Genomic DNA, 17,939 nt, shown 5'->3' with positions numbered 1-17,939 from the left:
AAACATATGAGGTCAGTATTTTTAGGATTGGGCCTTTTGGCTTGCGTGGGATCTGGTGCGCTTTACGCGCAACAAGGCAAGTCTGACAAGGCAGTAGTTCAAGCTCAGCATGATTGGGAAAATGAACGCGTTTTTGCCATAAACAAAGAGCCTTCCAGAGCATTTTTCTTCCCTTATGAATCGGAGGCCTTGGCCCTCAACCATAAGAAAGCGGCATCTGGAAGATATCAATTGTTGAATGGAAAATGGAAATTCCACTTTAGCAGAAAGCCGGCAGACAGGCCTGAGAATTTCTATAAAGAAGACTTTGATATCAGCAAATGGGATGAAATTAGCGTTCCGGGAAACTGGGAGCTTTTAGGCTATGATGTCCCTCACTATTTGGATGTTGACTATCCATTTGAGGCAAACCCGCCATTTATTCCAAATCATTATAATCCAGTAGGATCATATAGACATACATTTGACATTCCTCAAGATTGGGATGGAAATGATATATATATCCACTTGGGGGCTGTTAAGTCAGCATTTTATATTTGGGTGAATGGTGAAAAAGTAGGTTATAGCCAAGATTCCAAGTTGCCGGCTGAATTTAACATAACGGATTTTATCCGCAAAGGCAATAACACATTGGCGCTGGAAGTATATAGATGGAGTGATGGATCTTATTTAGAGGATCAGGATTTTTGGAGAGTCAGCGGTATAGAAAGAGACGTATATGTATATGCTCAGCCGAAGTTCACAATTCAAGACTTTTTCTTGAAAGCGGATTTGGATAATCAATATAAAGATGGTTTGTTTGACTTGCGCGTTGATTTGAAAAACTCTGGGGCCAAAGCGATAAAAGGCGGTCAAGTCGAAGCTACTTTGCTTGACGGTGGCAAAGAAGTATTCAGCTTGAATGAAACAGTCAATATCAACGCAAAAGGAGAGTTGTCAATCGACTTGTCCAAAAAAATTGACAATCCTAGAAAGTGGTCAGCGGAATTTCCGAATTTGTATAAATTATTGCTGACATTAAAAGATTCAAAAGGCAATGTCATAACGTCATTGACGAATGATGTTGGTTTTAGAAAATTAGAAATCAAGAATGCCCAGTTTTTGGTAAATGGTGTTCCAGTTTATATCAGAGGTGTTAACAGACATGAGCATGACATGGTAACAGGTCATGTAATTGATGAGGCTTCTATGATCGAAGATATTGAGTTGATGAAAAAATTCAATATCAATGCTGTAAGAAACTCGCATTATCCTAATGATGAGAGATGGTATGAGTTATGCAACCAATACGGTTTGTATATGGTGGATGAGGCCAATGTGGAATCTCATGGTCAAGACATTTGGGACCCGGAGAAAACATTAGCGATGAAGGAAAGCTGGAAGGCTCAGCATCATGACAGAATGTTGAGAATGGTCGAAAGAGATAAAAACCAGCCTTCTATTGTTACTTGGTCTTTAGGCAATGAGGCTGGTAGAGGCTTGGCATTTTATGAAGGATATGGCGAAGTGAAGAAAATTGACGACACAAGGCCTGTGCAATATGAAATGTCACAGAATTCGGAGTTTACTGATATACAAGCTCCTATGTATCATTCAATCGAAGAAGTGGAGAGATTTGCCAAGAGCAATCCAAAGATTCCTTTGATTATGTGTGAGTACGATCATGCTATGGGTAATAGCGTTGGTAGTTTGCAAGATTATTGGGATTTATTCGAAAGTTACGAGTGCCTTCAAGGCGGCTTTATATGGGACTGGGTGGATCAAGGTTTCTTGATGCATACTGAGAGTGGCGAACCATATTTCGGATATGGTGGAGATTTTGATCATGGCGAAGTTCCTAATGATTCTACTTTCTGCTTGAACGGATTGGTGATGGCAGATAGAACAGTGAAACCGCATACTTGGGAAGTGAAAAAAGTATATCAGCCGATAAAAATTCATGCAAGCGATTTATCCAATGGAGTAGTTGAAATTCAAAACAAGTTTGGATTTGACAATGTCTCGAACTATGATGGGTATTGGGAGATCAAGTCGCAAGGCAATTTGGTGGCTAAAGGACAAATGCCTGAAATTGACATTCCGGCATCAACAAGAAAGCAAGTTACTATTGATATACCTGAGATCAATCCAGTGCCGGGAGCGGAATATCATTTGAAAGTTTGGTATTTGACTAAAGAGGAGAAGAATCTAGTGCCAGCTGGCCATGAAGTTGCTTGGGATCAATTCAAGTTGCCAATTGAAGTTCCTGCTGTGAAGATGGACCTTTCAGCTCTTGATAAAATCAAATTGACAAAAAGTGGAAATGATTTTATCGTTGAAGGACCTAAATTCAAATATACTTTCCTAGCGGAAAATGGAGGGTTGTCTTCGGCTAAATTCGAAGGAAAAGAGTTGATTAAGACCCCATTGAAGCCTAATTTTTGGAGAGCTCCTATAGATAATGATCTAGGGAATGGGATGCCTACAAGATGCGCGGAATGGAAAAGAGCTTCTGATAATCAAAAAGTAATCGCTTTCAATGCCAAGGCTTTGGATAAGCGTAAAATTCAAATTGTTTCTGATTTAGAACTTGCTGATACAGTTGCAACTGCTAAAGTTGTTTACACAGTATATGGAAATGGAGAAATTGTAGTTGATTACTTGATGTCTCCTAAGAGCTCGCATTTGGATGAAATTCCTAGAGTAGGAATGATAGCTCAGTTGCCGGGAGAATATGATAAAATGTCATGGTATGGCAGAGGGCCTCAAGAAACTTATTCGGATAGAAAGACTGGAGCGTCTGTTGATGTATATAGTGGTACAGTTTGGGATCAGTATTTCCCTTATGTGAGACCTCAGGAATTCGGAAATAAAACGGATGTGAGATGGATGAGCTTGACAAATGCAAGCGGTAAAGGGTTATTGCTTGTGGCTGAAAACGATTTGTTAAGCGTTAATGCTCATCAGATTAGTCCGGAAGTAATCGAACACCCTGGTGCGGATGCTCCAAATCGTCATACTTATCATGTCAAGCCTGAAGATGTAGTGACTTGGTACATTGACTTGAAGCAAATGGGAGTAGGAGGAGAAGATAGTTGGGGAGCTAAGCCAAGACCGGATTATTTGATTAAGCCTGATAGAAACTATGAATATAGTTTTAGATTGATACCTTATGATGTTTTTGAAAATAGTCCTTTGCAAAAAATAAATAGCAGAGTGGAGCATCAGTCTAGTTCTTTATAAAAATATAGAGCCCCTAGATTTTAGGGGCTTTTTTATTTTTTCTATATCATTACTAAAAACACATTATGTTAAATAATTGTTATATGAATAATTATCTCCAATATATTTTAACATAAAAATTAAATTTTAATATCTTTAAGCTCTTAAGAATGACTTAAATTGGTGTCTATTTATATTAAATAATCAAATACCAATTAAAATTAGTTACCCTGAAATTTCATTAGAAGTGTAAATTTCTTATTGAAATTCTAATAAATTACGGCATAGATGACGAAGGAAATAATAGAAGAAGTTTTAGCAAACTATGATTTGGGAGATCCAATTGAATGGAAAGTTCTATCCAGTGGTTTTGCTAATGAAAATTACAAACTAGTTACCACTAAGGAAACTGTCTTGTTGAGAGTTTGCAAACAACAAGAAAGAGAAGCCATTGATTTTGAAATGGAATTAATGGATAGACTAAAAAGCGAACACTTTCCTTCGGCATATTCGAGACAAAGAAAAGATGGTAAATTTGTCACTCCCTCAGAAAAAGGAGAAATCGTAATTTACGACTTTGTAATCGGCAAAGAACCTCAGCTAAATAGCAATACATGTTCTGAAATTGCCAATGCTGTAGGAATACTAAGCAAATTGCCTATTGATGACAGCTACGCGAAGCCAAATGCTGTTTCTATCGACCTTTGCGATCATATTATCGAAAGAATTCCTAATGCTAAAAATCGCTTCGATGACATCTATGAGTTTTTCATAGAAGAGACAAATTATTTGCGAGAAGCCTTGACTGCAAACCTGCCAAAAGGCATTGTGCATGGGGATATATTCCCGGACAATACGCTTTATGATGGTGATGATCTTAAAGCTGTCATCGACTTTGAAGAGTTTTGTGTCGAGAGGCTCATGTTCGATGTAGGCGTAACAATCAATGGCTTCTGCTTTATTGACAACAAACTTGATGAGAGCTTATTAAAAATATTTATAGACACTTATCAAAAGCAAAGAAAGCTAACTGAAGATGAATTGTCATATCTTGACAAATACATTCGATGGGGAGCTCAAGCAATGATTGCTTGGCATCTTCAAAACAACCTTTTGGATATTCCGAATGAGAAACAAGAAGCCAGAGTAAGGGAATTGATCGACCGCATCAAAAATCTAGATCTACAAACTGTAAAAAACAACTAACAATATATAAAATAACACGCTCATGAAAAGAGTCGATAATCATTTTGAAATCCAAGGTATCAAAGTGGATAAGATCTGCCAAGAGTTCGGAACTCCACTTTATGTCTATGACGCTGATACTATTGTAGGACAATTAAGCAAATTTCGCAAAGCTTTCGAAGGTGTTGACTTCAAGGTAAAATATGCTTGCAAGGCGCTTACCAATTTGAGTATTGTAAAATTGATGAAAACTTTAGGCACTGGACTAGATACTGTTTCTATCCCTGAGGTTAAAATGGGCCTAAGCGTAGGCTTCGAGCCGGAAGAAATTATCTTCACGCCTAATGCGGTTGATTTTTCTGAAATCGAAGAAGCTGTAGAGCTTGGTGTTCATATCAACATTGAAAATATGTCGAATCTTGAAAGGTTCGCAAAAAAATACGGAAATACTAAACCTTGCTGTGTTAGAATGAATCCATTCATCATGGCCGAGTCAAATTCGGAAAAAGTTGAATGGTGGCATAAGCAATCTAAGTTCGGTATTTCTATCAAGCAAATCGACGATGTAAAAGAGCTAGTTAAAGAATACGGCTTGGTAATCAATGGTATTCATATTCACTCTAGCTCAGTAATCATGAATCCGGAGATTTTCATCAAAGGAGTTCAAAATGTATTTGAAGTTGCGGAAAGATTCGAAAATCTTGATTACATTGATTTCGGAGGAGGAATCAAAGTCCTTCATAAAGAAGATGATGAAATCATTAATATTTTTGATCTAGGAAAAGGCCTAAAAGAGGAGCTAGCTAAATTCGAAGAAAGATACGGCAAAAAAGTTCAACTTTGGTTTGAGCCAGGAAGATTCTTGGTTAGCGACTCCGGAACTTTGTTCACTGAAGTGAAAATCAGAAAGAACAACGGGCATAGAGAATTCGCCGGTACCGACTCAGGTTTCAACCAATTGATCAGACCAATGATGTATGACGCATACCATGAAATCGTTAACACATCAAACCCTGACGGTGAAGAGCAAATGTACACTATCGTTGGTAATATTTGTGAAATAGACAACTTCGCTGTAGATAGAAATATGCCTGAAATTAGAGAAGGGGATATCTTGGCGATCAAAAATGCCGGTGCCTATGGATACAGCATGGCTTCTAATTACAATTCGAGAATGAGGCCTGCCGAAGTAATGATTGTTAACGGCGAAGCTAAACTTGTAAGAAAAAGAGATACTTACGAAGACTTAGTAAAGAATCAAATAGTTATTGATTTCGATAAAGAGTCATTAGATCAAAAGCATCAAGAATTGACTGAAACATTATAATATAACGAAAGGCTTTCTAATGAATTTAGAAAGCCTTTTTTCTTGCTAGTTAAGGGATATTATCAGCGATATTGTCAGTAAATGCTCTTACTGAAACAGATAATTGTCCTGTAGAAGGAGAAAAGTTCCTTACTTCCAGTACTCCGTAATGTCCATTGCTTGGCAACAATGCGAAAGTTGTTTGCCCGGAAGCAAAGTTGGAATACGTATACTCAAACGAATTCACTCTCAATGAGCCTTCAAAACTTTGAATAAACTGTCTATACAAAGATTCGCTTGAAGTAATCCCAAAGAAATTAGGTTTATGCCCGGAAGAGTAAACTCTAAATTTCCCATCAGCTTTAGATCCACTTGTAACTGCGCTGAAAGATAATGTATTTGACCTTAATGGGTTATTCGCATATACAGGATCAAAATTCAGTTTTACTTTGAATGAAAATAATTTTGTATTCCCATTGTTTATATTGATTACCTGGGAGTTATGAGTTGCTACATCAAGTTCTATTTCTTTATTTACAGTTTGATATGACGGAAGTGGAGCAATAGTCACATTAAAATCTCTTGTACCGCTAATATTGTCTTTATTCAAAACAGCTTTAAGCGTTAACTTGATAGTTGAGTTAGCATCGTCAACTGTCGGCGTATAACTAAAATCAAAACTACCGCCACTAAATGACTGTGTGCCTATTCTAGTACCATTTTTCAAAACTTCAACCGTCTTAACCTGATCCGAATGGCTGACTGACAATGTCCAAGTCACTGGTTTGCCTACTTCTCCGCTGCTTGGCGCGGATTTAATATCCATATCTAGGCCACTGTTCAATTCCTTTCTTGGATCATCATTACATGCTCCCAATACAATCATTGAAAGCAACATAAATAAATACAAATAATTCGTCTTTCTTAGCATGATTAATAATTCCTAATGTTTAATCTGATGAACCAAAATATTTATATAAAGTTTTAAAGTATAATTTTTCTACAGCCAGATTCGGCTAGATATAGCTTTTCTATAGCCTTCTATAATAAAATTTCATTGAACCAACTTTGACTTAGCTTGTTTACTCTTTCAAACAGTTAAAAGGGCACAATCCCACATATCATAGTTCTACATGCCAGATAGAAATAAATTAAAAATTTGGAAGGCGTCAAAACTCATTATTGTTGCGGTAATAATTGTACTGGTCTCAACAATAATTATCGAGTGGAAAGATTATTCATCTCAATCAACAAATTATAGATTGAACAAATGGATGTGGGTGCCTACTAAAAACTATATATGCCGGGACGGCAGTACTTCTGGCTTTATCACTAAAAACGGTACAGGCAATTCGCTTGTAATTTTTTTATCTCCAGGTGGATCTTGCTTCAATTCAGTGACTTGCATAGCAAGTAAGAACAAATTCAATGTTAAGAGTTATAATAAGTTCAAGAAAGCCATTATTGAAAAAAAAGATATTTTTTCAGACTCACCACAAGACAATCCATTTTATGATGCAGATTTTCTAATACTGCCATATTGCACTGGCGATTTGCATTCGGGGACAAACTCTTGGGGCAGATTCAAAAATCAGCTCAAGCGCCAACAATTTGTCGGCAGAAACAACATAGAATGCTCCATAAATATTTTCAAAAAAATGAATGGGCTAAAGAAATACGACAAAGTTATCCTATGGGGTGAAAGTGCCGGAGGCTTCGGTTCATTGATAAATTTCGACTACATAGCAAGCCAATTTCCCGACTCTAAATTCACCATGTTCATTAATAGCGGTCCTATGCTGCTTGGAAATAATATTTATACAAACTGTATGAGACGATGCCTTATTAATTTGTATAAAATTAAAATCCCTGACGACTACCATAAATACATAAACGATATAAATAAATACGCCTTCAAAGAGCAAGGCTTTTATGAATATGTGGCAAATAAATACCCTGAGAACAAATTCATTATACTAAGCTCAGAATATGACTGGGTGATGAGAAACTTCTATGGCTTTGGCCAATCCAATTGCAATCCATGGGTTACAACTATTGATTCGATGAATTATAATGCGGCCTTGAGAAACTTAAAGCATAATTTAAATGATTATCATAACTGGCATGTTGAAATAGGCAATGGCTCCAATCATATATATAAAATGGATGAAATCATGTCGTTTGACAGCTTGGCAATGCTATTGACTGAACCTTAAAATATTCTACAATGAAAAAAAACTACTTTATTCTTGTCTTATTTCTGATATTGTTATCCTGTAATAATTCCGACAATAGCCCATGCGATAACTATAAATGGTCTTTTCATGGCGATACAGGTCCAGACACTTGGTCAATTTGTTATAGCCAATGCGATGGCAAGATGCAATCGCCGATTGATATTAGCAATCCAATCGAGGATGAAAAGTTAAATGCGATTGATTTTAACTATTCACCAAGCCAAATCCTATTGGAAAATACAGGCAATTACCTTGTTTTCAATTATATGGAAGGCAGCTATATCTTATTGGATTCCATTCAATATGATCTCGTTCAATTTCATACACATATGAAATCAGACCATACTGTGGACAGCAAATCTTTTCCTATGGAAATTCACTTGGTGCATCAAAATGAAGAAACAGAAGAATTAGCCGTAGTAGCGTTGTTTGTAGAAGTGGGCGAACCGAATCCAGTATTGGAAACGTTTATAAACGATTTGCCAAAATCAGAAGGAGGAACATTTCATTCTGAAACAGAGATAAACGCTATTGATTTATTGCCAGAATCTCCAAACTATTATTTTTACAACGGTTCATTGACTAGCCCTCCTTGTACAGAAGGTGTCTTATGGAATGTTATGCTAGAAACTATTCAAGCTTCACAAGATCAAATGGATAAATATTATGAAATATTAAAAAACAATGAAAGACCTGTGCAACCGATTAATGGCCGAAAAGTGTATTTATACAAAGAAAGACAATCCCTAGCTCAGCGATGATTTATTATATCAAATATTGATTAGCTATAAAAAGAGAACAAAATAAAATTGATATCGGGTAAAAATAAATTTAAATTGAAATTATATTGGCTCAAATGAGTAGAAAATAATTCGTTGATGATCTAATAATGTAAAAGATATAATTCCCGATATGCGATTATTCAAAACAAATACTAATTTTTTCAGCAAAGCGTTAAAAGGCTCTGCATTCCTGCTTGCGTTCGCGGCTTGCAAAAACCTGAATTCGGAAAAACAAAATCTTCATCACCCTGAAGGAGAAGCGCAAATTTCCTTATACGACTTTCCTAATGTGCTTGATGTTACGGGAACACCTGAAGATCACAAATCTTGGGGAGTATGGAGTTTTTCTGACATGGGATCTTGGCATAGCTTTTCACTGCCAGAGCAAGGAAGCGATCAGGTAGGAGGATTTGTTGGTCCTTTTCTTATGACTCAAAACAATGGAGCATGGTTCTCCAAGCAATTTGCCAAGCTATCTATTAAAATCGGAGATAAAAAGCTCGACCTGAATAAGGCTAAAGACCTAAAGACATCTTACTACCCAGGCAGACTTGTTCAAAGTTTCAATATCAATGGTTTGGAAATTGATATGAATCTGATTTTTGTCAGCAATAGAACAACCTTAATCTCATCAGAAATTAAAAACTCGAGCGGCGAGGCTCAGGAAATTCAAATAGGATGGGAGGGAGACGTATTCTTGCCTGAAACTAACATAAACGCTTTGGAGAATGGAGTCGATGTTACATTTGAAGGCAATTCAAAAGCTGTCGCTTTAAGATCTTCAACTGTATCCAAGCCTTCAAGTGATGAATCATCCTATTCATTTAATGCTGGAGAAGCTCAAAGCATTAAACAGAATGAATCAATTCAAAATGCCATCACAATTTCGGTAGTATTTGACGATATTGAGAAAAAAGCAGAGGAAAGAATCTCTGACATTTCCTTGAAAAATGCGGAAGTAGCCCTCAATGAAAATGAAAAGAGATGGAACAGATATGTTGAGACAGTTGTGGACCAGCCTACCCACTGGAAAGAGAATAATGATTATAGAAGAATTGCTGTAAAATCACTTAATACTCTGATGAATAACTGGAGATCCGCTGCCGGTGAGCTGAAACATGAAGGGTTATTCCCATCTTATGGAATTCGCCATTTTCATGGTTTTTGGGCATGGGACTCTTGGAAACACTCTTACGCATTGGCGGCAATTGAGCCTGAACTTGCCAAAAATCAGATCAGAGCGATGTTCGACTACCAAGATGATATGGGTATGATCGCTGACTGTGTATTCAGAGATACATTGGATGAAAAGCATAATTGGAGAAACACAAAAGCACCATTGGCTACTTGGGCGGTCAAGAAAGTTTATGACGTAAGCAAGGACCAATCATTTTTGGAAGAAATGTACCCTAAACTAGTTAAATATCATAACTGGTGGTATATCTATCGCGATCACGACAAAAATGGCATTTGCGAATATGGAGCAACTGATGGAACTCCAACCGCCGCTGCTTGGGAAAGCGGAATGGATAATGCCGTTAGATTTGATGAAGCATTTGCAAAGAAAGACCTGTTGAAAAACAACGAGCATGGATGGTCTTTAGAGCAAGAGTCTGTGGATTTGAACTCATATTTATATGACGAAAAACTAGATTTAGCCGAGATTTCAAAAATTCTAGGCAAAGAAGAAGAAAGCAAAAAATTCTTAGCTGATGCGGAAATATTGAAAAAGAAAATTCAAGACCTAATGTTCGATGAGGAAACAGGGTATTTCTATGATATTGATATTCACACTAAAAAAACGATCAAGGTTCAAGGACCGGAAGGTTGGATACCATTATGGGCGAATATCGCAACACCAGAGCAGGCGGCAAGAGTTAAAGATGTAATGATGGACACGGCTGTGTTTAACACTAAAATGCCTTTGCCAACACTAGCATACAATCATCCGAAATTCAATCCTAGAAAAGGATATTGGAGAGGGCCTGTGTGGATGGATCAAGCTAACTATGGAGTGGAAGCTCTTATGAATTATGGTTTCACACAAGAAGCTAATACCCTAGCCAAGAAAATGCTTGACAATGCCGGTGGATTGAAAAACTCCAGCGATCCAATCAGGGAAAATTATCACCCAATAACAGGAGAAGGATTAAATGCAAACCATTTCAGCTGGTCAGCTGCTCACTTCTTGGTATTATACGGTGAAACAAATACGATAGACAAGCAACCCAAAACAGCCTCTATGAAATAGCATATAGGCTCCCGTCAAATAACAACAAAGCCCAAGCAATCAAATAGCTTGGGCTTTAATTTTTTCAAATAATCACTATCACCAATGATTACTTTTTATACTTTTCAGCTGTTAGTTCTGCTACTTTGCAAATAACCATTGTCGCTTTTTCTATCGCTTCTTTGGCTACAAATTCATACCTGCCATGAAAATTGTGGCCACCTGCAAAGATATTAGGACAAGGAAGTCCCATGAATGAAAGTCTTGCTCCGTCTGTACCTCCTCTAATACCTTTTATTATCGGCTCAATATTCAATTCTTCCATCGCTTCTTTAGCAATATCTATTGTATGGAACACATCTTTTACAACATCGCCCATGTTATAGTATTGATCGAACATTTCCAACTCAACAGTTCCCGCACCATAAGTCTCATTGAACTGATCAACCACAGCTTTGAAATGCTCTTTTCTATTCTCGAAAATGCCTTTATCAAAGTCGCGAATGATATATTGAAGAACTGTTTTTTCCACTTCGCCTTCCATGCTTGTCAAATGATAAAAACCATCTCTACCGCTAGTTTTCTCAGGCACTTCATTCTCAGGCAAAGCTGTAGTGAATTTACCAGCAATAGTCATCGTATTCTTCATTTTACCTTTGGCATATCCAGGGTGAACCATCTTGCCATGGAAAGTCAATTTAGCATACGCCGCATTAAAAGACTCATACTCCAACTCTCCAACTTTGCTGCCATCCATTGTATAGGCCCATTCTGCTCCAAATTTCTTCACGTCAAACAGATCCGCTCCTCTACCAACTTCCTCATCAGGTGTAAAGCCGACTTTGATCGTTCCATGCTTGATTTCAGGATGAGCGATCAAATATTCCATAGCGGACACAATTTCAGTCACACCAGCTTTATCATCCGCTCCAAGCAAAGTTGTTCCATCTGTTGTAATCAACGTTTGACCTTTGTAGAATAATAAGTCAGGAAATTCATCCGGTGACAAAACAATATTCTCAGCAGCGTTTAGTATGATTTCCTTGCCATCGTAATTCTCCCAAATCTGAGGTTTTACATTCTCTCCTGAAAAATCCGGCGAAGTGTCATAATGAGCGACAAAACCAATAGTAGGCACTTCATGGTCAACATTCGAAGGCAAAGTTCCCATTACATAACCATGATCGTCAATTGAAACATCATGCATGCCTATTTCTCTCAATTCCTTCTCCAAGTCTCTAGCCAAAACCCATTGACGCTCTGTGCTTGGTATTTGCTTTACACCAAATTCTGAAGTAGTATGATAGCTTACATATCTTAAAAATCTCTCTAAAACGTCCATTATAATATTGTTTTTATTAAACTATTGTAATTATACAATAAAGATAGTACATTCCCATTAAATTTAGATAGCTTTAGTGAGCAATGGAAATAATTCTGTTTACAAGACCAGATTTTTTTGATGAAGAGTTAGATTTGATCGTCAAACTCTTTGAAAGAGACTTGGGTATCTTGCATCTGAGAAAACCACAAGCGACTATTGAGCAATATCGGGAATGGCTCAACAAATTACCCGAAGAATTTCATCCAAGAATTCGACTTCACCACTATCATGAGCTAGCCAACGAGTATAACTTGGGAGGCATACACTTTACAGAGTATGCGAGAAAGCTAGCCCCAAACCCTTATAAAGGAAAGCATAAAGCATCTACGGGCTTTCATACCTTGGAGGAGTATAAATCCGATAAAGGAAAATACGAGTATGTTTTCCTTAGTCCAGTATTCAACTCTATTTCCAAACGAGGATATTCCAGCAAATTTATTGACAATGAACTGATAGAATCTCTTGAGAATACACCTAAAAAAACTATTGCTCTGGGGGGAATAAGCAAAATGAATATCCATAAATGCCTTTCCATGGGGTTTGATGGCGTCGCCTTGCTAGGCGCTATCTGGAATAGCCAAGATCCTCTTATTGCATGGAAAGACATCGTAAAATGGGAAGAAAAGTTCAATTAACTTTTAATGCATTTGTAAACAACAAACCTCTCATTATCAGCTAAAATATTCACTTCATCAAAAATTTTAGTCAAATGCGTTTTGTAGTTCAAATGCGTATTGGCGACCAATTGAAAACTGCCTCCATTCTTAAGAACTCTTTTTGTTTCTTCAAACAAGCTTATCGCAACCTCGATATTATTCTCATGCTCAAAGTGAAAAGGAGGGTTTGAAACCACCAAATCATAATTATTGTCATCGAGTTTATCCAAAGTATCTTCAAAATAAAAACGAGCGTTTTTATCTTTCAAATTGATTTTGGAAGAAGCTATCGCTAATAATGAGTCATCCAAAAAATGAAATTCAGCATTTGGAAGTTTCTTGCTTATTTCATACCCAATCACTCCATTTCCAGATGCTAAATCCAGCACTTTTTGCTCTTCATTCAACAACATTTCATCGATAAAAAACTGCGTTGCTATATCAACGCCACCTGAAGAGAATACTCCATAGTATTGATGCAAACTATTACCCTCTTTTAGCTTTATTTCATTTACACAGTCCGAAATATTTGAGCTAAGCTCTTTTTTGCTTTTCAAAATTAAAAGTCTGGATTTCTTTTTTGCTCTGCTTTGAGTAATATTCTCAAAATATTTCTCGGCAACTTTAAGCATTTTAGGTGAAAAATGCTTGGTCATAAATGAGCAAATTACTGTGCAATCATTGCTTAAATGAGAAGAAGCATGAATCAAATACAATTCAAAAAGTTCCAATGATTTTGGTATGTCAATTATGGCCAAATCAGCATTCAACCCAAGCTCAACGTCCAAAGGACTCATAGTGTCAAAATATAAATTCTCAAGCTGATTAAGTTTTAGATTATTTGTCCATGATTTCAATTGAGAACGATAATTATAAACCATCAAAGGTTCCTGCCCATTCAAGTTGACAAGAAAGAACCCAAACCTGTCATTGTAAATCAAAGGAGAAACCTCATCGAAATTGTTTTCCTCCAAATATTCTAGTACAAGCTCATTTCCGGCATTCCATGGTTGCAGGGATCTATTATTTGATTTGGGATATCTATCAAACTTATATTTTGAATTGCTTCCTATATACTCTTTCATCTTCCTAGCTTCAAATTGTAGTGGGCAAAGTTAAAATAAATTCGAAAAATGACACTATCAAAACATTGTCATCTCTTCTCTCTGAGCTCAAAAAGAATCCTAAGAGCCAAACCTTCCACCACATGATCATTGAAAAGCTCCTCATATTGAAATAGCAATTGCGACTTAATAAACATCATGATTTCGGACATAGCATCATCATGTCTCTTTTCATGCATCCTGTTTTGTCGGGCATTTCTAATTGTTGAAAAATATAAATCCTTATACTTCCTTGCCAATTGTTTTCTTCTTGCTTCGCTCGAATCCATAGGAGAAACAACGCCTTTGGTTCTTAATACATCATCAGTAATCGTATCAGGGTCAAATTCCATTATTGTATCCAAAAAGTCGGTATCATTCACATCCATTTTAGCGAATTCAGACCTGCGACTGATACTTCTAAGGCTTCTTTCTTCATCAACATATTGATGGTAAGCTAAATGACAAAGACCTTCCAAATACTGGCGATTATACATTCCTCCATTACTTTGATTCATAGCATGAGCCTCTGCAAACAACAATTTCAGAATTTCCTTCGGCCCGCACGAAGGGTTTTCAGCGATTAACTCTCTACACTTTATTAATAAGTCTTGTGAAAATTGCTCGTATAAATGCGTCAAATAATAATCATCCGTTCCTTCTGGCGATATGGCTAAGCCTAGATGCTTTACAAAGTGATGTCCTCTTGATCTATAGAAATGTAAGTATTCCAAATAGCTTGCATTAGCCTCTTTAGGTTCGTCAAAATGCTTGCGAAAATTTCTTCTATCAAAGACTTCTGGCCCTTCACCTGAATATCCTGTTGGCATATCCGATGCAGAAGAATACTTTTTTCTTGTCGCTTCTGTTTTTTGGCGCATCAGTCTCTCTGACAATGTCTCGCTTGGAGATGCCGAAGGAATAGACCAAGTAGGTAAATTTGATGGTCTCGCAGAAACTGGTCGGTCTTCCTGCTCAATTATAGTTGATAAACTCCTCGTAGGATTTGGTTGAGCAGATCTTTGCCTTCTACTTTGCCCTGAAAACATGTTTACCAAAGAGCCAATGACCGGCAAGCTTGACAATGGCGAAGGAGAAACATGATCTGAAGTTACACTAGAACTTTGTCCAGGTGCGATGCCTTGTCTTTCTCTATATGTCTCGGTAAATTCTCTGTGCCTATCATATAAAGGAGCAACTTGCGACGTTTGCGGATCTGGCGTCTGTCCACTTTGAACAGCCCTATGCACATACGTTTCAGTGAAATCAGTATGGCTATCATAACCTGGAGGCCTGTCATCTTGCCCATTTCCAACAAGAGAAGCTCCTTCAGTTTGTTGAGGCTGTGAGAATGGTTGCTGCCCATTTTCAGTATCAATTCTAACATAATCATCCGATTGTTCAAATATACTCAAGCGATCCATGGGAATTACTCTGGGCGGATGCCTATGCTGTCTTCTTCTCTCATCGTCATCACCATCCTTCTTGAAGAACCTTCTCATCATCGCTTGAATGGGCGCTCTTGCAAGACCTGATCTAAGCTTTGATGCTTTTATTCTATTATTCCGTGCTTGCCAAGACTTACCTTCATACACCATATCACCCCTCGTTCGTCCTTTACGTTTAACTTGAATAATTAAATAGCGTTCAGTAAATATCTTTCTTATCCGCTAAAATAAATCGATATGAAAAAAAATTATCGCAAATATTCAAATCTTAATGGATAAGACTGAACGATAGCAAGCATTTCTAGTTTTGAAATTGACATTTATCATGTCAATTAAATGCATTTCCCACTAATGAAAAAAATGGAAAAAACCGCTACACCCTCAATCAGCAACCAAAAAGTCAGCATCGCAATTTGCACTGTTATGGCTTGGGGTGCTTCCGGCATTTTTATACGTTTATTGCCTCACACGGATTATCTGAGTATTGCTTCCATAAGAATGGCTATAGGAGCTATAGTCATAATTCCAATGATACTGTTTAGCAATAACAGCTCCGAACTTTTCAGACAATTCTCTAAAAGCCATACGCTTATTCTTGGAGCAATTTTCTATACATGCTATTTATTGGCAACATACGCTTATACAAGATCTCCCATTGGAGAAACTGCCTTGCTAATGACTGTAACTCCCATTTTTATATTTATTTATAAATTAATAAAAAGGGAGAAAATCAAGCGTACAGAATTATTAGGCTTCGTCATGGCTTTCATTGGAGTGTTCATTGTTTTGTCTCCGGAGATATTCGGCTTGCCTCAAAAAGAAGTAGATCATATATCAGGCAATCTAGCTGCATTAGGAGTCGCTTCCCTGTTAGCCGTTTATTCAACAACATACTCAAGGCTTAAAAAAGCCTCAAAAGCTCCGGACATTCTTGTTACCACTGGCGTTGCCTCTATCATTGGGGCTTTTCTTTGCTTTTCACTTTTATCTATTAATCTGCAAAATATACAAGAGCCAAATTTTGATGAAATTGTTTATTACGTAGGTCTAGGACTAATAGCGACTATGCTGCCAACATTAGGTTTTAGTTTTTCCAGCATGCATTTGCCCACCTTATTGGTTACAAGCATACTTCTTCTCGAGCCCGTATTCGCAACAATCTATGCTTTTGTGTTCTTAAACGAGACTCCTTCAATTACTTTGCTCCCTGGCGGGGTGCTCGTATTAACTGGAATATATATCATTTCAAAAAATCAAAACGCATAAAAAAAGCCATCCCTTTCGGGACAGCTTAAGTATTTAAACTAGATAATATATTACATCATTGGAGTGCTAAATTTCTGCTTTTTCTTTCGCTTTAGCTTATATGAAAGCGATACTTCCAAAGCCGAACCTCCAGCCAGATTATAATCCAAATAAGTAGTATTGGTATCATAACTTACACCCACAGAGTATCTTGGGGTTTCATAGCCAACATTCATTATAAATGCGTCATTAACACGATACCAAGCTCCAATAATCAAACTTTTGAAGTCCTTGCGAAACTTTGAGCTACTCAAGTAGTAAGTTCCATATGCTCCAATATTCAACTGATCTTGACCATCTCTTGACTGATACAGCAAGTTTGGTGAAATTTTGAATAACTCAGAAGCGGGAGTGAAGTTGATACCCGCATTCACTTTGTATAATACTGGAAGTTCATGCTTTGAACCTTCAGCACTTGTAAAGGAAACATCCGGTTGATTTAAATTTTCAGCTGAAAATCCTGCAAAATAAGAAACATGCGCTTTGCCTCTTCTTGATTTAGGAGAGTAAAACCACATAACTCCACCACCAAATACTGGATAGCTAACTCTATCATTCAACAAACCGTCTTGCTCTACAGAAGACTGTATACTTGGATTATATCCAAAATAGTTATCGTACTGTGTTCCCCATTTCAGATTAGCGTAATCAAAAGATCTTTGGCCAAATCCACCGTTAATGCCAAAAGAAATCTTCTGATTTCCTCTGTCAAAAAACAAATTATAAGCGGCATTCAATCTCACACTTGTTTGTTTAAGAGCTCTCTCATTACCAGATGTTTCATTGTAAAAAGATACTCCTACGCCACCCAAGTGATTATGTTTCATACCTCTTTTGCTGATTATCGGGTGTATTGCTGAAAACTGCATTTGATTGATCGGAAAGTTCTTATCTCTCCACTTTTGGCGATAATTCGCTCCAAAGTAAGTCGATGTCTGGTTTCCCGAAAGCGCAGGATTAAGCAATAACGGCGCCGCATAATATTGCGAAAATGAAGCGTCTTGCGCTACCGTTTTTTTCGCTTGGACTGTCATAAAAACCATCAATCCAATCCAAGCTATTATCTTTATGTAATTTTTCTTATTCATAATAAATAGTTCGA

13 protein-coding genes are annotated in these 17,939 nt (G+C 37.1%); 8 read left to right on the top strand and 5 right to left on the bottom strand.

What is annotated here, in order from left to right; genetic code table 11:
• Positions 1–6: 6 nt before the first annotated feature.
• The 3 genes from lacZ (at position 7) to lysA (ending at position 5,713) form a co-directional block, all read left to right on the top strand.
• On the top strand, positions 7–3,222 hold the full coding sequence (gene lacZ, locus AABK36_RS23890) for a beta-galactosidase, LacZ type (RefSeq protein ID WP_309943251.1): 3,216 nt from the start codon (positions 7–9) through the stop codon (positions 3,220–3,222).
• 267 nt (positions 3,223–3,489) lie between these two features.
• Positions 3,490–4,407 (top strand): homoserine kinase, encoded by a 918-nt coding sequence (locus AABK36_RS23885; RefSeq protein WP_309943253.1) that lies wholly within the window; start codon positions 3,490–3,492, stop codon positions 4,405–4,407.
• A gap of 22 nt (positions 4,408–4,429) precedes the next feature.
• Positions 4,430–5,713 carry a diaminopimelate decarboxylase gene (gene lysA, locus AABK36_RS23880; RefSeq protein WP_309943255.1) on the top strand — a complete coding sequence of 428 codons (1,284 nt, stop codon included), beginning with the start codon at positions 4,430–4,432 and terminating at the stop codon, positions 5,711–5,713.
• A gap of 49 nt (positions 5,714–5,762) precedes the next feature.
• Here lysA and AABK36_RS23875 read toward each other — a convergent pair whose 3' ends face one another.
• On the bottom strand, positions 5,763–6,623 hold the full coding sequence (locus AABK36_RS23875) for a hypothetical protein (protein WP_309943258.1): 861 nt from the start codon (positions 6,621–6,623) through the stop codon (positions 5,763–5,765).
• Positions 6,624–6,825: 202 nt separating this feature from the next.
• Between AABK36_RS23875 and AABK36_RS23870 the strand changes: the two genes are divergently transcribed.
• The 3 genes from AABK36_RS23870 (at position 6,826) to AABK36_RS23860 (ending at position 10,962) form a co-directional block, all read left to right on the top strand.
• Positions 6,826–7,908 carry a pectin acetylesterase-family hydrolase gene (locus tag AABK36_RS23870; RefSeq protein ID WP_309943260.1) on the top strand — a complete coding sequence of 361 codons (1,083 nt, stop codon included), beginning with the start codon at positions 6,826–6,828 and terminating at the stop codon, positions 7,906–7,908.
• Between the two features lie 11 nt (positions 7,909–7,919).
• A complete protein-coding gene (locus tag AABK36_RS23865) occupies positions 7,920–8,690 on the top strand; it encodes a carbonic anhydrase (RefSeq protein WP_309943262.1) in 771 nt (256 codons plus the stop codon).
• 151 nt (positions 8,691–8,841) lie between these two features.
• Positions 8,842–10,962: an MGH1-like glycoside hydrolase domain-containing protein gene (locus AABK36_RS23860; protein ID WP_309943264.1), complete on the top strand. Its 2,121-nt coding sequence runs from the start codon at positions 8,842–8,844 to the stop codon at positions 10,960–10,962.
• A gap of 88 nt (positions 10,963–11,050) precedes the next feature.
• On the opposite strand, the gene pepT is transcribed toward AABK36_RS23860, so the two are convergent.
• Positions 11,051–12,286, bottom strand: coding sequence for a peptidase T (pepT, locus tag AABK36_RS23855; protein ID WP_338390369.1), 1,236 nt, complete (start codon positions 12,284–12,286; stop codon positions 11,051–11,053).
• Positions 12,287–12,366: 80 nt separating this feature from the next.
• Here pepT and AABK36_RS23850 point away from each other — a divergent pair, with 80 nt between their 5' ends.
• On the top strand, positions 12,367–12,960 hold the full coding sequence (locus AABK36_RS23850; protein WP_309943270.1) for a thiamine phosphate synthase: 594 nt from the start codon (positions 12,367–12,369) through the stop codon (positions 12,958–12,960).
• On the opposite strand, the gene AABK36_RS23845 is transcribed toward AABK36_RS23850, so the two are convergent.
• On the bottom strand, positions 12,957–14,066 hold the full coding sequence (locus AABK36_RS23845; protein WP_309943271.1) for a class I SAM-dependent methyltransferase: 1,110 nt from the start codon (positions 14,064–14,066) through the stop codon (positions 12,957–12,959). The genes AABK36_RS23850 and AABK36_RS23845 overlap by 4 nt on opposite strands.
• 68 nt (positions 14,067–14,134) lie before the next feature.
• Positions 14,135–15,682, bottom strand: a complete 1,548-nt coding sequence (locus tag AABK36_RS23840) for a hypothetical protein (RefSeq protein WP_309943273.1) — start codon at positions 15,680–15,682, stop codon at positions 14,135–14,137.
• A 201-nt stretch (positions 15,683–15,883) separates the two neighbouring features.
• On the opposite strand from AABK36_RS23840, the gene AABK36_RS23835 reads away from it, so the two are divergent.
• On the top strand, positions 15,884–16,798 hold the full coding sequence (locus AABK36_RS23835) for a DMT family transporter (RefSeq protein ID WP_309943276.1): 915 nt from the start codon (positions 15,884–15,886) through the stop codon (positions 16,796–16,798).
• 50 nt (positions 16,799–16,848) lie between these two features.
• Here AABK36_RS23835 and AABK36_RS23830 read toward each other — a convergent pair whose 3' ends face one another.
• Complete coding sequence (locus AABK36_RS23830; protein WP_309943279.1) at positions 16,849–17,925, bottom strand: PorP/SprF family type IX secretion system membrane protein; 1,077 nt, start codon at positions 17,923–17,925, stop codon at positions 16,849–16,851.
• Positions 17,926–17,939 lie beyond the last annotated feature (14 nt).

The organism is Aureibacter tunicatorum (genome assembly GCF_036492635.1).
GTDB classification, from domain to species: Bacteria; Bacteroidota; Bacteroidia; order Cytophagales; family Cyclobacteriaceae; genus Aureibacter; species Aureibacter tunicatorum.
Note: the sequence above shows the minus strand (reverse complement) of the source record. Positions and strands in the feature narration are given on the sequence as shown.

Excerpts from the sequence above, each read along its gene's own strand:
- lacZ (WP_309943251.1), top strand. The coding sequence starts at position 7 with ATGAGGTCAGTATTTTTAGGATTGGGCCTTTTGGCTTGCGTGGGATCT.
- AABK36_RS23830 (WP_309943279.1), bottom strand. The coding sequence starts at position 17,925 with ATGAATAAGAAAAATTACATAAAGATAATAGCTTGGATTGGATTGATG.
- AABK36_RS23860 (WP_309943264.1), top strand. The coding sequence starts at position 8,842 with ATGCGATTATTCAAAACAAATACTAATTTTTTCAGCAAAGCGTTAAAA.
- AABK36_RS23870 (WP_309943260.1), top strand. The coding sequence starts at position 6,826 with ATGCCAGATAGAAATAAATTAAAAATTTGGAAGGCGTCAAAACTCATT.
- AABK36_RS23835 (WP_309943276.1), top strand. The coding sequence starts at position 15,884 with ATGAAAAAAATGGAAAAAACCGCTACACCCTCAATCAGCAACCAAAAA.
- AABK36_RS23865 (WP_309943262.1), top strand. The coding sequence starts at position 7,920 with ATGAAAAAAAACTACTTTATTCTTGTCTTATTTCTGATATTGTTATCC.
- AABK36_RS23840 (WP_309943273.1), bottom strand. The coding sequence starts at position 15,682 with ATGGTGTATGAAGGTAAGTCTTGGCAAGCACGGAATAATAGAATAAAA.
- lysA (WP_309943255.1), top strand. The coding sequence starts at position 4,430 with ATGAAAAGAGTCGATAATCATTTTGAAATCCAAGGTATCAAAGTGGAT.
- AABK36_RS23845 (WP_309943271.1), bottom strand. The coding sequence starts at position 14,066 with ATGAAAGAGTATATAGGAAGCAATTCAAAATATAAGTTTGATAGATAT.
- AABK36_RS23875 (WP_309943258.1), bottom strand. The coding sequence starts at position 6,623 with ATGCTAAGAAAGACGAATTATTTGTATTTATTTATGTTGCTTTCAATG.
- AABK36_RS23850 (WP_309943270.1), top strand. The coding sequence starts at position 12,367 with ATGGAAATAATTCTGTTTACAAGACCAGATTTTTTTGATGAAGAGTTA.
- AABK36_RS23885 (WP_309943253.1), top strand. The coding sequence starts at position 3,490 with ATGACGAAGGAAATAATAGAAGAAGTTTTAGCAAACTATGATTTGGGA.